Source organism: Geminocystis sp. NIES-3709, from assembly GCF_001548115.1.
In the GTDB taxonomy this organism is placed as follows: domain Bacteria; phylum Cyanobacteriota; class Cyanobacteriia; order Cyanobacteriales; family Cyanobacteriaceae; genus Geminocystis.
Genome location: NZ_AP014821.1, coordinates 795,457 through 807,574 on the forward strand (window position 1 = coordinate 795,457; position 12,118 = coordinate 807,574).

Here is a 12,118-nt window from a genome sequence, read left to right on the forward strand (position 1 = left end):
TCATAATATTATATCATTTTTATTATTAATATTTATCCTATTTTTATTAGATTTCTTCTTGATCAAAGACCAATTGATTTAACTTAACTATTTGTGATCTAAGTTTTGCCCAATTACGATAAATAGTCGCTTTAGTACGATCGAAAGAACTTAGTTGAGATAAGTAGGATTCACTATTACCTTCACCGAAACGATAAGCAATAGTAAGGATTTCTAATCTTTGTTTATCTCTTTTTCCGATTTCTTGGGAAACCTGAAATTCTCGGCTTATGTCATCTAATGCTAATAACTCTATGGCTACTTTATCCCTTATTGCTTGTTTTAATTCTGTTTGATTTCTCTGCAATTCTGCTACTTTTATTTGTAAATCACCGATAGCTATTTGTCTTTGTTGGACTTCTGCACTGCCACCAAAAGAATTGGTAAAAAAGGGTACTCCCACCAGACTCAAAATATTATTAAGTAATCGTAGTGGAGATGATAAATCACCTAATAATCTCTCGATCGGTCCTGGTGGTGTTGGTTGTCCTTTAGCAATATCGACATTAGAAATTGCTCGATCGCTATTAAGATAATATTGAATAAATGGAGATAATTGACTCCATAAAATTGATTGTTGATTATTACTTCTAGCGGATTCAATTCTTTCGTTTACTTCTGCTATTTTTTCTTCTAAAGTTTTGACTGAATAATTATTATTTACTGCTAAATTCTGTAATTGATTAATACAGCTATTATCTGCTATTACACATGGTAACTCACCTTTTAATGATTCCCAAATATCATCATTTATTTTTGCATCAATAATTTTATCTAATCCATCAGGAGAGTTAAGTACATTTTCATTAATTTTGATTTCCTCCACTGATTCCATGTTTTCATCGTCTATTTCTTCTTCTTCTGCATTTACCCACAGTTGAAAATTTAGAGGGAAAAGGAGTATTAAAACTATAAATATTTTAGATAAATATCTACTTCTTTTATTTCCTTTACCCCATTGATTAGACATAATACTAGGCTTTTTTATTCTACATTATTATCGTTATTTACTAATTTTAATTATAAACTATTTTATTATCTTTACAGTATCGATCGATAAGTATCATAACCCGTCCAGCTACGCTCGACTATAGAATCGCTACGTTCCACTTTAAAGATATTATGTCACACTTAAAAAGGCGGTCACTCCTTCTTTGTTATAGGTCATAGTTCTTCGGTGAGGATACCGCCTAAAAACAAGTTTACTGTTATATGTCTATGGGTGTGACTTATTATAAGTCTTGGGTGTCACTACGCTCTAATGTGTCCGGCTATAGGTGTTAAATCAAGACTTCTCCCACTTAGTGATTACCCGCCCGACAGGAAGAAAGAGAAGAAGAAAAGAAAAGGAGAGAAAGGGTAAAATTGTAATCTCTGCATAAGTTCTGCTACTGCGTAGCTAAGAATAAAAATGAGGAAGAATGAGATAAAAGAAAGCCTTTTTTCGAGGAATAATACAATAGGGCAATTTTAGAGAAAGAAGAAGGCGAGAAAGTTGCTTATCTCTACCAGTCTTATCCGATTCCCAGAAACGAATAATAATTTTTTGATTTTGTTCGGGATAATAGCCGAATTGTAAATCAGGGTTGTTTTTTAAAAATTGATTAAGTGTCATAGTTTTTCTGTTGTGGGTGGGGGCGTTGCCCCCTATAAATTAAGAAATCAAACGAATATTTTGAGCTTCAAACTTTTCTTGAGCCTTATTTTCTGCTATTTCATTCTCGATTCCGCTATGTAAATCAATCATTCTCGAATAAATGGAGGAAAATTCATCAGGCGTTTTTTTAAAATTATTAATTGCAATCATCATAAATTCGATCGCCGTTTCAAGTTTTACCAACGAATCTTCTAAATTACAGCCTTCTTTTAAAAGCCTTTCATAATAATACATATTTGTTTTTCCTTATTTTAGTTGATACATATATTATAACTAATTTTCTTTAATTAATCAAAGATTTTATAACATTATTCAAAGATTTTTGTTATAATAGAGATATAAAAATTCAACTAAACCTGAAAAAAACATTATGATACATTTGTATTTCGATAAGTGTGAAACAGTCGCACAAGCGAAGAAATTATACAAAGAACTTGCTTTAAAACATCACCCTGATCTAGGTGGTAATACCGCAACCATGCAAGAGATTAATCGCCAGTATGAAGAAATTTTAAGAAGATTAGACGGCGAGATAACCACCGACAGCGAAGGAAAAACCCATACTTATAAATATGATTACGAAACCGAGTCAAAGTTAATGAAACTCATTGATCAATTATTAACCCTTCAAATGAGCAACGTTGATATTTATTTAGTGGGATTATGGGTGTGGATTGATGGAGAAACCAAGCCCTACAAAGAAGAATTAAAAACTCTTAATTGTAAATGGCATAACACCCGTAAATGTTGGTATTTTGCTAGTACCCCTAGCCGATACCGTAAATCTTCAAACAAAGGGATCGAAGACATCGCAGAAACTTATGGTGCAACCAAGATCCGCAACAAAGCAACAACCCCATACAAAGTAATTGCTTAGTAACTTTTAAACAATGGAGCAAAGCAAATGTACTTATATGAATCATGGTATGTAGGCGATCGATTAATTCTCGATATGAGAGAGGAAGAAAATACAGAATACTTTGACTATCTAAACGAGTTAGATGATTGGAATTTTGGCATAAATCCCGACAATCTCGATTATGTAGCCCCCGATATAGTCGAAGAAAATACTGTTATCTGGAATGACAAATACAAAAGATCACCAAACCAGCCTGATTATTAATTTTTGAATCATTGTCTAACCCCATGAAGACATTAAAAGCATGGGGAAACATTCAACTAAACATAAAAAACAATATGAGACACATTTTATTCAACTTTTGTAATGTCTGCAATGTTACATGGCTTGATCGAAAAGATATTAAGATGATCACAATTAAATCGAATGATCATTGTTTAGTTACTTTAAAAACGGGAGAAACCTTAAAAGTTACAGCAAATGAAGTTAAGGAAAGCCTAGAACAAACAAGAAAAAAACGATCGAGCAATATTGAAATTATCGACAATCCTGATTACACTTACACCGCTCGAAATCCTATCAAAGAGACTCAATATACCTTAATAACAAAAGATTCTTATATTTACTGCACCTGCCCCGATTATAACAATCAATCGATCGCCCTTAAATCTGATCAAGTCTGCTGTAAACATATTTGGTCATTGTTGGAATACTTAGGGTTTAACAGTTTACTCGAATACAAAGAATATATAGAAACGGAACAAATCGAAGCCGAATATCAAAAATACCTTGATCGAGAATTTTATGACAGCTACGGAAACTATTAATTATTCTTCTTAGGGGATATTTTCCCCTGACTAACTTATGAAAATATCAAATCAAATCATATCGCAACACTTCACCCCGTATCTTATCCATAGAGCTTTATACTACTTAGAGCGCAATCATTATAATTATCGTTACCAAGATCTTAAAAGTGAACTATGGTTTACGGGATTGTGGACTAATTCATCAGGTATTATTAGTTATCAAGATTATGCTAAATTTCTCTTACTTTATACCCAAGCCAAATCTTATCAACTATCTTATAAAAAAGTGGGAGAAAACATATATATAGTAGAAGGAAATCATTTACCTTATTATACTGTTACTCCGAACTCCTGCAATTGTCCTTTATTTTTGTTAAGGAAGAAACGATCTAAAGAATTACCTCAATTTTTCAAATATTTTCCTATTACTTGTCACCACCATCAATTAATTAAATCACTGTAAATAATTACAGCCCACTAATGGGGTTTTCTTTTAAAACCATCTTTGACTCATTTTACGTTTCAACAATAATCTTTTTCTTCGTTCGAGTAGGACGGGATGGAGTAAAAATTTAGGATTTTCTCTGTAAATATTGACATCCATTAGTGCCTTACATTTCCTATTCCCTGATTTAATATCAATTACTTTGTTAACTTGCTTGGTTTCCATAATTTTAATAAATATCCTTCTAAGGCTTGGGCAATAAATTCACTACAAGACAACCCACTATCTTGGAGAGCTTCCAGAAAAAGAGGTTCTAAATCTTGGTAAAAGTAAACCCCCATTGCTTTTTTCATACGAGGACGATCACGAGGAACAACCCAACCATCCTCTCTTTTTGCCTCATGAATATACGTTTTTCTTAAAGGTGGAGTAGAGACAGCTTTATCTAAATCCCATTGTCTATCTAACCTAGAATAAACAGTTTGCAAAGATATATTATTAGCTATAGCAATTTCTCGATACTCCTCTGGTATAACTTTACTGGTTTTACGTTTCATCATTCTATTTTCTTTTTATTTCAGATAAATTATAACAAATATCAAAGATTTTTCTGTTGTTTAATATGATATTATACCAATAATATTACAAAAAATGTTTTTTTTGTTTTAGTTGAATTTGATGAAGGGGGATAATTCCCCCGTTTTTTTAATCCTCTAAATCTTGGGTAAAGTATTCAGAAGCACCACAGACAATAAGAACCGCACCTACTAAAGCCCTTTTTTGTGCCATTTTACAGAGTGTATTAATAGAATTGTAATTAAACGTTTCGTTTCCCATATCTAATGTAGAAGACAAAATATTTTCGCCACAACCACCTTTATTTTTATTACACCAGTGATAACCATCTTTATACTTAGATTTCATCAAGGTATCTTCTTTACCACAACTAGAACAAATTAATAATGCTCTAGCAAATTTACTTTCTTTAGATGATGCAATACCATCACACATTCCCACTAATTCACCAAAACGATAAAGATTACAACGATAATGATAATGAAATAAGTTTTCTTTATAATCTACAATTCTATCAATTATTTCAAAGGTAGGACGAAGTTTAAATAATCTGCATAATTTCTCCGCCCCAGCTTTAAATAAAACAGGCTTATTACCACAATTGGGAATTAAACCATAGTCAATTTTTTCTTGTAAATTACGATTAACATATTCACGAATTGCAGAAAAGATAAATTCAGCCTGTTCAATATCCTCATCTTCTAATAAATTAAATTTTACAGGCACATTTTTTACACTATCACTAAATATCTGAATCTCTGATTTATTTTCCATAAACTAAATTTTTTCTAACTTATTTTTTTATTATATCATATAAATGATAAAATATTCTTTGAATAATTAAAGAAAATATAGTATTAATTAAAGAATTATGCTATAATGTGGGTATGACAGAGGATAAAATCAAGAGAGAGAAAAAAGCCTTGATAATAAACTAAAGTCATATAAAATTCAACTAAAAACTAGAAAAAACAATGATAGCAAAATGATAAAAAGTAAATGGTTACAACACAGGCTAAAAAGAGAAAAACAGCAAAGATTACAAAAATTTCTCAATGGTTTTAAACACAATTACCTACTAAAAATTGTTAATTACTATAACCTTAATTGTGCAGATAGCAGACAGTTACGGTGTATCTACAAATCAATTAAACAAGCAAAACTAAACTATCAAGATATTTGGAGAGCATTAATCAATGGAAACTAAATCAACTTACAAACTCTATGAATTGAGCGATCGAATTGAAGAATTAGAATCAATTATCGATAGTTTTGAGGAAGTACAACTACCAGAGGAAGCGAGAAAAATATATGAAGAATTATTGAAAGATGCTGATCAAACTAAAGCTGATTTTACAGACAAAGTTGATAGTATTCTATCATTAATTCAATCTCGTAAAAGATGGTTAGAAGTAAGAAAAGCAGAAGTTGAAAGACTGCAAAAACTAATTAAAAAAGATGAGAATACTATTAATTTTTTAACAGAGTATCTATTAAAACATCTTGAGAAATTAGAGATTACTAAACTTCGTACTAATAATTTTAATCTCTCAGTCAAAACAGCATCGATCGCTCCCTTTAAATTATTGATAGAAGATGCTAAAAAATATCCTCAACAATACCAAAGAGTAACAGTAGAAGTAGATAAAAAAGCACTGAAAGAAGCGGTAAAAAATGGAGATACTGAAGCTCTTAAATATGCAGAGTTCGGGGAAAAATCTACCTACTTATCGATTAAATAATTATAAATAATTATAAGGGGTTTGACCCCTTAAACTTTGGAGGAAATGATGAAAGTAATTACAATACATCAACCTTGGGCATGGGCAATTGCCGAAGGATTTAAAACAGTAGAAAACAGAACATGGCAAACTAATTACAGAGGATTATTAGCTATCCATGCAGGAAAATCAAAAAAATCTTTAAAATATTTAGATACGGTAAAAGAATTAACTGGTGTTGAAAATCCTAAATTAAGATTCGGTGAAATTATCGCAGTAGTTAATTTGACAAATATTACTATTTTTACTCATACTGAATGGGAAAAATGGGCAGTAAAAGGACAGTATCACTGGTTATTAAGAAATCCAGTAAAAGTAGAACCAATTAAAATTAATGGACAGATGGGGTTATGGGAATTAAATAACAAATTAATAAGAATTAAACAATCCAAACAGTTTGAATTTCTCTCTAAATTTCGGATAGATGAATTAAGATTTATTTTACAAAAATACAATATTGATTGTGAAGATGCGAGAGTGGTAAATAATGTCATCAAAGCAATTGAATCATCAGGATTAAGTAATGAAGAAATTTGGGAAATGGTAGGGAAATATAGAGGAACTTATCGAAAAAAATTAAACATTGAGAATTTACCATTATTTAATAAATTTTAGAAGGAATTAACGATGGAAAAACTATTAATTTATGACTGTGAAATAATCAGATTAATCCCTAATATTAAAGAACCGATGAACCCCAATTATTCCTACTGTAGCCACTGGTCAGATTTTAATAATATGGGGATTGCGGTAATAGGAACTTGGAGAAATTTTGATTTAATTACAGTGTTAGATAAAAACTATATTATCCCTTTACCTTGGGGAAAATACGAACCCTTTGTTAATTACAATAACTGTATAAAAAAGGAAGACTTTAGACATCCCAGTCCATTCCGTAAATTCTATCAATTATATTGTTTATGCGATCGACTAATCGGATTTAATAGTCTTAATTTTGATGATAAGTTAATGAAAGCTAATGGATTAATTGTTGATACTGATTTTGATTTATTGGCAGAAATAAGAGAAGCGTCAGGACAACCGAGGCATGAAGTTACTAAAGGTGGTTATAACCTACAAAATTTAGCGATAACTAATTTAGGTAAAGGGAAAACAGGAAACGGTGAACTTGCCCCGAAACTATGGCAGGAGGGGAAACATCAGAAAGTAATTAATTATTGCTTAAATGATGTTAAGTTATTACGATCGCTCTATTTCAGGTTCATTAATGGATTATTAAGAGATCCTTATTCCCAAAAACTACTGTAAATATTTACACTCTTAGGGATTGAGACATAGTTTTTTATGGAAACAAACAATTAATGTTCGGTGAGAAATGATAGTTTACTCTTACCGAAGTTTTCTTATGAGGGCGGTCGCTGCGCTTCCCTTGCATAGTTCTCCGAAATATGGACTAAAGGTTTTATTTATTGGTGTTACGCACATTGTAATTAAAGATTTTGATGAAGGTATTATCTTCAGCCCTTTATAGTATAGCTACGGTGTAAAGGGTGCAAGAATTTCTAAGTGTACCGTATTTACTAAGGGCTTCTAACGCTCTAAATTTGTTTGTTTTTTAGATCGATCAAAATTATTTAACTATCAGCAAAAATTACTGATTCGATTTAAGGAAAATTTCTCACTAAGAAGATCTAATTAAATAGGCTACGACTAAGAATAGCTAAGCATCATGAGTACATGATTAACATTTTCTACGGCTCGACTTGGTTGGAAGATATTGAATAAATACTTATTTTGTTTTTTTTCTTCCAACAGTCTCACTCTCGAAAAGTAACACCCTTGACTTACCTACGCTTTTGAGGGCAAAACTTAGATAATACCGAGAAAACAATGAGCAAGTTAATTAAAGAAAGATTAAATGTACCTTATGCAATGATAGCTGTAATAGCTGATCAATTAGGTGCGATCGAAGTTTATTGGCGAGAAAGCGATCGAAGTTACACAGGGTATGTCGCAGAGGTTTGGTTTGATAAATTACCTAGTGAATTTAGTTATTTATGGAGTCAAACAGTAAATACAAGCATATTAGTAAGGAAAATAGAGGAGTTAGGGTTCAGTATATCAATTCCTTGCACCGTGCCAGAAGGAGAAATTAAATTATTTCAAGGTCAAAGAAACAATAAACGATCGAAACTGAAATTGACAGGAGATAGTGAATTAATAAAATCCTATTATCCAAAATTAAACCAATAAATAAAGTGTCCCAAGCAAGACTTTAAACTGCTTTTTTTTTAATTATCAAAATAGGAGAAATATCATGGAAAACATAGAAATCAGTTACGACCGAATAGTTTATATGAACACAAAATATTCTCGAATTATCAAGTTACTAAAAGAAGTACACGGATTTTATTATCGAGAATGTCATGTAATTTTACACATTGCTTTATGGAATCCAGTCGTAGATTATGAAGGAATATTAGAGGAATATAAAATGGATAATTGGATCGATTTTATCCGATTTAGCAGAACTCTAGGAAGAAAGCAAAGTAGTCAATAATTAATATTAGTATAGGGTTTCCTCTATATTTTTTTGAAGATAAATGAAAGATTTACTGTAAATATTTACATTTTTTTGCTGTTCTGTTTTTTTGTTGGTGAAATATCATAGTTGGTGTCGCTCTGCGCCGCTAGGCACTGGCTCGTTGCACTCGCTCGAACGGGTGGAGATAATCGACGACAGCTTTTCTAGTATGCCCTCTCTGACAGGGCGACTAGGGTAGATTATATTGTGTCACTACGCGCGCATAAAGTTTTAGATGATGAATCGATCGTATAGTAACGCGCTTCGTTCCTTTTTATTTATTGCCCTTGCGCCCAAGCACAAAGTTCACTGTAAATATTAATGTCGGGCGAAAAGAAGCTGTTCTTTCGTCGGTCTTTCGGGGCTGTTTTTCGTGTGGTTTCTTCCTTTCCTTGTTTTGTGTCTGCTTTTCTCGGTTCTTCGGTGGTGGGTTTTTCTGGGTCGCGCTTGGTTGTGCCGTCCTTTTTGCCTTCGTTGTTGTCTCGTCTTTCTCCCTCTTCGTCGGTTTTTGTTGGCTGTGCTTCGGGGGTTGACTCCGTTGTGCGTGGGTCTTGTGCTTCGGTTCGTGTTTTTCGTGTGGTGGGTTCTGGTCGGTCGGCGTTTGTTGCTCGGTCGGTTGCCTTCGTTTCTGCGGTGTCGGCTTCGGGTGGTGTTCTTTTCTCTTTTCCGTCTGGTGTCTGTCCTTCTGGGGTCGTTCCTGCTCGTTCTTGGCGTTCTGGTTCTTTCCCTTCTGGTTCGTGGTCTTCCTTGGCTTTGGCTGTGGGGTTGGATATGCCTTGTCTTGTCTGGTTGCCTTCTGGGGTTGTTGCTCCTTCTTGGTTGTGTCCTGTTGGGTTGTCTTTTGGCGGTGGTCGTTGGTTTGCTTCGTTGCCGTTTTAGTCCGTTGGGGGCGGTTGCCTCCGCTTCTTTTTTTTTGTCATCAAATTTTTAAAATAATATCCACAATTTCAGCATCTTTAACAAATATTTTACTAACTAATTTACGGTAAATATCCCGTCTATCTTCTGGTAATAAAGAATCCCAAAAACCGACAGAAGAAAAAATAGATTTAAAATATTCCTGATTTTCTTTCATACTTAAATCTTGATTATTTTGATTAAAGTCTAATTCTTTTATTTGTAACTCTAATTTATCGATCGCCTCAGTAATAGCAGGGTTTTTCGGTAAAGATTGAAGGGTAAAAATTTGGTGTTGCAGTTCTGTAATTTGAGGATCAATTACTTGAGTCTTAGTTATAAGAGTTAATGCCGTTAATTCTTCATATTTTTGTTTTAAATAATTAATAAGAGAAGATTCTAAATAATCCATACGAATCATTTTTTTATTAGAACAACCTTTAACCAGCCAATTTTTACACTGGTAATAATAATTTTTACCAGGAGTTTTACCACGATTACCAGTAACAGAATAACAGGCACAACGACACTCAGCACAGAAAACAAGACCAGAAAGAGGATAAACAGGAGCTGTCGCACCATAACCCCGACGCTCACGATTGAATGATAATATTTGAATAATCTCTTGATACTGAGATTCAGTTATAACGGGAGAATGTTGATTGGGGATTATAATAGTATCTTTTTGCTTACTCTTTTTAAGATAACAAAGATGACCACGAAGAACAGGATTAATAAGATAATTATGTAAACCAGAAGGAGAGAATCGTAATTGATAACGAACTCGATAACCGTTTTCTTGAGAACTATTAAATAAACCAAAATACTGATTTAACTTTCTTACTGTAGCTCTCAGACCCTTTACCTCAAAAAAAGTATTAATAATCCATTGTGCGATCGTATATTTACTATATTCCTTTTGATCATGAATAGTACAAAGAAAAGGAGTCATATCAAACTCAAATTTATCGTTAACCTTACAATAACCAAAAGGAGGATTCATGGCTACTTTTCTATCTCTTAAATGATTCCAGCCGTGTGATACTCTTTCTGATAATCGATCAACCTCCATTTCTGCAAGAGAACCGAGCATATTAATTTGAAATCTACCAACAGCAGAGGAAGTATCTACATGATCATCTAATGCAATTAACTTGACATTATTATTTTCGACTATCTTAATAAACTCCTTTAGCTTAACTAAACTACGAGTTAGACGATCGAGTCTAGTACAAATAACTTCAGAAATTATATTATTTTCAATATCATTAATTAACTGTAAAAAGTTAAATCTTTTATCCTTACTGCCTGAATCTATATCACAGTAAATATATTCTGCACCTTGTTCTCTCACTCTCTTTTCTTGTTGTTCTAAAGCGTGTGAGTTTTCAGCTTGTTCTCTTTTGCTTACTCTACAATACCCTACTTTCATGTTACCTAGTGGCAAATATTTAAAGTTCTATTATATACTGACATTGTACACCTATTCAGAAAAAGCACTCCATTATGTGATAGAGATATTTCTCCGGGTTGAGGAAAAGAGCCACCTCCCACAAGGGCAACACCACTGGCAGAATGGTGAGGACTACGAAAAGGACGCTCTCGTATTAATGAGCCTTTGTTTTTAAGTAATCCTGCCACTGAATAAATTTGCGATACTTGCAAGGCTTCCTGAAAATTCAAAGGAGGTAAAATTGTGGGTAATCTCCTTGCTAACATGGTTTTTCCAGCCCCTGGAGGCCCTACAAATATTAAATTATGTCCCCCTGCAGCGGCTATTTCTAAAGCTCTACGTCCGTGATTTTGTCCTTTTACATCTTTTAAATTATAAGCTCGATCGAGCAAATTATGACGATCGTTTTCCTCCTGAAAAACAGTCCGTTGAAAGCTAGATGGATTTTGTAAAAATTCTGCAACTTCGTTAATATGATTCAACCCATAAACTTTTATTCCTGCTACCACCGCCGCTTCTTGGGCGTTATCTTTTGGCACGATTATCCCACTCAAACCCAATTTTTCTGCCGTAACCGCTATAGGTAAAACTCCAGCAATCGATCGTAATCCACCATCAAGAGAAACCTCTCCCAAAAACAAATAATCATTTAAGTAAGTCGGATCAATTTGCTCTGAAGCGGCCAAAATACCAATACTAATAGGCAAATCAAAACTAGGCCCTTGTTTTTTTTAATCGGCGGGAGATAAATTAATCGTTATCTGACGTACTGGAAAAGCAAAACCTGAATTTTTTAAGGCCGCTTTTACTCTTTCCCTTGACTCTTGTACTGCGGTATCAGGTAAACCTACCACAATAACTTTAGGCAATCCCCCCGACACATCGACCTCAACTCCTACTTTTACCGCATCAATACCGACAATAGTGGCACTCCAAACTCTAGCTAACATAAGCAATTAAAAATTAGCAACTTATAACTAATTATGCTACCAAATCGATCATTATGAAAGATTTTTTATTTAGCTAAAGATTTTTTTGATACGATCGTAATAATGCT

The 12,118-nt window shown here is 33.1% G+C and carries 17 protein-coding genes and 1 pseudogene; 11 read left to right on the forward strand and 7 right to left on the reverse strand.

Going from position 1 to position 12,118, the window contains the following annotated elements; all coding sequences use genetic code 11:
• Window positions 1-46 precede the first annotated feature (46 nt).
• From GM3709_RS03375 to GM3709_RS03385, 3 genes are all read right to left on the reverse strand, one after another.
• The gene (locus GM3709_RS03375) at window positions 47-1,009 is read right to left on the reverse strand and encodes a hypothetical protein (protein ID WP_066116295.1); all 963 of its coding nucleotides are present in this window, start codon (window positions 1,007-1,009) and stop codon (window positions 47-49) included.
• 429 nt (window positions 1,010-1,438) lie between these two features.
• Window positions 1,439-1,654 (reverse strand): hypothetical protein, encoded by a 216-nt coding sequence (locus GM3709_RS03380; RefSeq protein WP_066116297.1) that lies wholly within the window; start codon window positions 1,652-1,654, stop codon window positions 1,439-1,441.
• Between the two features lie 39 nt (window positions 1,655-1,693).
• Window positions 1,694-1,930 carry a hypothetical protein gene (locus GM3709_RS03385; protein WP_066116299.1) on the reverse strand — a complete coding sequence of 79 codons (237 nt, stop codon included), beginning with the start codon at window positions 1,928-1,930 and terminating at the stop codon, window positions 1,694-1,696.
• Between the two features lie 136 nt (window positions 1,931-2,066).
• Here GM3709_RS03385 and GM3709_RS03390 point away from each other — a divergent pair, with 136 nt between their 5' ends.
• The 4 genes from GM3709_RS03390 to GM3709_RS20040 are packed head-to-tail and all read left to right on the forward strand — an operon-like array spanning window position 2,067 to window position 3,827.
• Window positions 2,067-2,573 carry a J domain-containing protein gene (locus tag GM3709_RS03390; RefSeq protein ID WP_066116301.1) on the forward strand — a complete coding sequence of 169 codons (507 nt, stop codon included), beginning with the start codon at window positions 2,067-2,069 and terminating at the stop codon, window positions 2,571-2,573.
• Window positions 2,574-2,600: 27 nt separating this feature from the next.
• Complete coding sequence (locus GM3709_RS03395) at window positions 2,601-2,819, forward strand: hypothetical protein (RefSeq protein ID WP_066116303.1); 219 nt, start codon at window positions 2,601-2,603, stop codon at window positions 2,817-2,819.
• Between the two features lie 23 nt (window positions 2,820-2,842).
• The gene (locus tag GM3709_RS03400; RefSeq protein ID WP_144439399.1) at window positions 2,843-3,382 is read left to right on the forward strand and encodes a hypothetical protein; all 540 of its coding nucleotides are present in this window, start codon (window positions 2,843-2,845) and stop codon (window positions 3,380-3,382) included.
• Window positions 3,383-3,419: 37 nt separating this feature from the next.
• The gene (locus GM3709_RS20040) at window positions 3,420-3,827 is read left to right on the forward strand and encodes a hypothetical protein (protein WP_144439400.1); all 408 of its coding nucleotides are present in this window, start codon (window positions 3,420-3,422) and stop codon (window positions 3,825-3,827) included.
• A gap of 179 nt (window positions 3,828-4,006) precedes the next feature.
• Here the strand turns inward: GM3709_RS20040 and GM3709_RS03405 are convergent, their stop codons facing one another.
• Both GM3709_RS03405 and GM3709_RS03410 read right to left on the reverse strand, forming a co-directional pair.
• Window positions 4,007-4,369, reverse strand: a complete 363-nt coding sequence (locus GM3709_RS03405; protein WP_144439401.1) for a hypothetical protein — start codon at window positions 4,367-4,369, stop codon at window positions 4,007-4,009.
• A gap of 145 nt (window positions 4,370-4,514) precedes the next feature.
• A complete protein-coding gene (locus GM3709_RS03410) occupies window positions 4,515-5,159 on the reverse strand; it encodes a hypothetical protein (RefSeq protein WP_066116309.1) in 645 nt (214 codons plus the stop codon).
• 211 nt (window positions 5,160-5,370) lie between these two features.
• Between GM3709_RS03410 and GM3709_RS03415 the strand changes: the two genes are divergently transcribed.
• The 7 genes from GM3709_RS03415 (at window position 5,371) to GM3709_RS03445 (ending at window position 9,590) form a co-directional block, all read left to right on the forward strand.
• A complete protein-coding gene (locus GM3709_RS03415; RefSeq protein ID WP_066116311.1) occupies window positions 5,371-5,592 on the forward strand; it encodes a hypothetical protein in 222 nt (73 codons plus the stop codon).
• The gene (locus GM3709_RS03420; RefSeq protein ID WP_066116313.1) at window positions 5,582-6,127 is read left to right on the forward strand and encodes a siphovirus Gp157 family protein; all 546 of its coding nucleotides are present in this window, start codon (window positions 5,582-5,584) and stop codon (window positions 6,125-6,127) included. Before GM3709_RS03415 ends, GM3709_RS03420 begins: the two co-directional genes overlap by 11 nt.
• 45 nt (window positions 6,128-6,172) lie before the next feature.
• A complete protein-coding gene (locus GM3709_RS03425; RefSeq protein WP_082712933.1) occupies window positions 6,173-6,781 on the forward strand; it encodes an ASCH domain-containing protein in 609 nt (202 codons plus the stop codon).
• Between the two features lie 12 nt (window positions 6,782-6,793).
• The gene (locus tag GM3709_RS03430) at window positions 6,794-7,435 is read left to right on the forward strand and encodes a hypothetical protein (RefSeq protein ID WP_066116317.1); all 642 of its coding nucleotides are present in this window, start codon (window positions 6,794-6,796) and stop codon (window positions 7,433-7,435) included.
• A 582-nt stretch (window positions 7,436-8,017) separates the two neighbouring features.
• Window positions 8,018-8,380: a hypothetical protein gene (locus GM3709_RS03435; protein WP_066116319.1), complete on the forward strand. Its 363-nt coding sequence runs from the start codon at window positions 8,018-8,020 to the stop codon at window positions 8,378-8,380.
• 103 nt (window positions 8,381-8,483) lie between these two features.
• Complete coding sequence (locus GM3709_RS03440) at window positions 8,484-8,687, forward strand: hypothetical protein (RefSeq protein ID WP_144439402.1); 204 nt, start codon at window positions 8,484-8,486, stop codon at window positions 8,685-8,687.
• Between the two features lie 657 nt (window positions 8,688-9,344).
• A complete protein-coding gene (locus GM3709_RS03445; protein ID WP_144439403.1) occupies window positions 9,345-9,590 on the forward strand; it encodes a hypothetical protein in 246 nt (81 codons plus the stop codon).
• A gap of 40 nt (window positions 9,591-9,630) precedes the next feature.
• Here the strand turns inward: GM3709_RS03445 and xisF are convergent, their stop codons facing one another.
• Both xisF and GM3709_RS03455 read right to left on the reverse strand, forming a co-directional pair.
• On the reverse strand, window positions 9,631-11,040 hold the full coding sequence (gene xisF / locus GM3709_RS03450) for a fdxN element excision recombinase XisF (RefSeq protein WP_066116324.1): 1,410 nt from the start codon (window positions 11,038-11,040) through the stop codon (window positions 9,631-9,633).
• A 44-nt stretch (window positions 11,041-11,084) separates the two neighbouring features.
• A pseudogene (locus tag GM3709_RS03455) lies at window positions 11,085-12,011 on the reverse strand (YifB family Mg chelatase-like AAA ATPase); the annotation flags it as partial.
• Window positions 12,012-12,118 lie beyond the last annotated feature (107 nt).

Excerpts from the sequence above, each read along its gene's own strand:
- GM3709_RS03375 (WP_066116295.1), bottom strand. The coding sequence starts at position 1,009 with ATGTCTAATCAATGGGGTAAAGGAAATAAAAGAAGTAGATATTTATCT.
- GM3709_RS03380 (WP_066116297.1), bottom strand. The coding sequence starts at position 1,654 with ATGACACTTAATCAATTTTTAAAAAACAACCCTGATTTACAATTCGGC.
- GM3709_RS03385 (WP_066116299.1), bottom strand. The coding sequence starts at position 1,930 with ATGTATTATTATGAAAGGCTTTTAAAAGAAGGCTGTAATTTAGAAGAT.
- GM3709_RS03390 (WP_066116301.1), top strand. The coding sequence starts at position 2,067 with ATGATACATTTGTATTTCGATAAGTGTGAAACAGTCGCACAAGCGAAG.
- GM3709_RS03395 (WP_066116303.1), top strand. The coding sequence starts at position 2,601 with ATGTACTTATATGAATCATGGTATGTAGGCGATCGATTAATTCTCGAT.
- GM3709_RS03400 (WP_144439399.1), top strand. The coding sequence starts at position 2,843 with ATGAAGACATTAAAAGCATGGGGAAACATTCAACTAAACATAAAAAAC.
- GM3709_RS20040 (WP_144439400.1), top strand. The coding sequence starts at position 3,420 with ATGAAAATATCAAATCAAATCATATCGCAACACTTCACCCCGTATCTT.
- GM3709_RS03405 (WP_144439401.1), bottom strand. The coding sequence starts at position 4,369 with ATGATGAAACGTAAAACCAGTAAAGTTATACCAGAGGAGTATCGAGAA.
- GM3709_RS03410 (WP_066116309.1), bottom strand. The coding sequence starts at position 5,159 with ATGGAAAATAAATCAGAGATTCAGATATTTAGTGATAGTGTAAAAAAT.
- GM3709_RS03415 (WP_066116311.1), top strand. The coding sequence starts at position 5,371 with ATGATAAAAAGTAAATGGTTACAACACAGGCTAAAAAGAGAAAAACAG.
- GM3709_RS03420 (WP_066116313.1), top strand. The coding sequence starts at position 5,582 with ATGGAAACTAAATCAACTTACAAACTCTATGAATTGAGCGATCGAATT.
- GM3709_RS03425 (WP_082712933.1), top strand. The coding sequence starts at position 6,173 with ATGATGAAAGTAATTACAATACATCAACCTTGGGCATGGGCAATTGCC.
- GM3709_RS03430 (WP_066116317.1), top strand. The coding sequence starts at position 6,794 with ATGGAAAAACTATTAATTTATGACTGTGAAATAATCAGATTAATCCCT.
- GM3709_RS03435 (WP_066116319.1), top strand. The coding sequence starts at position 8,018 with ATGAGCAAGTTAATTAAAGAAAGATTAAATGTACCTTATGCAATGATA.
- GM3709_RS03440 (WP_144439402.1), top strand. The coding sequence starts at position 8,484 with ATGAACACAAAATATTCTCGAATTATCAAGTTACTAAAAGAAGTACAC.
- xisF (WP_066116324.1), bottom strand. The coding sequence starts at position 11,040 with ATGAAAGTAGGGTATTGTAGAGTAAGCAAAAGAGAACAAGCTGAAAAC.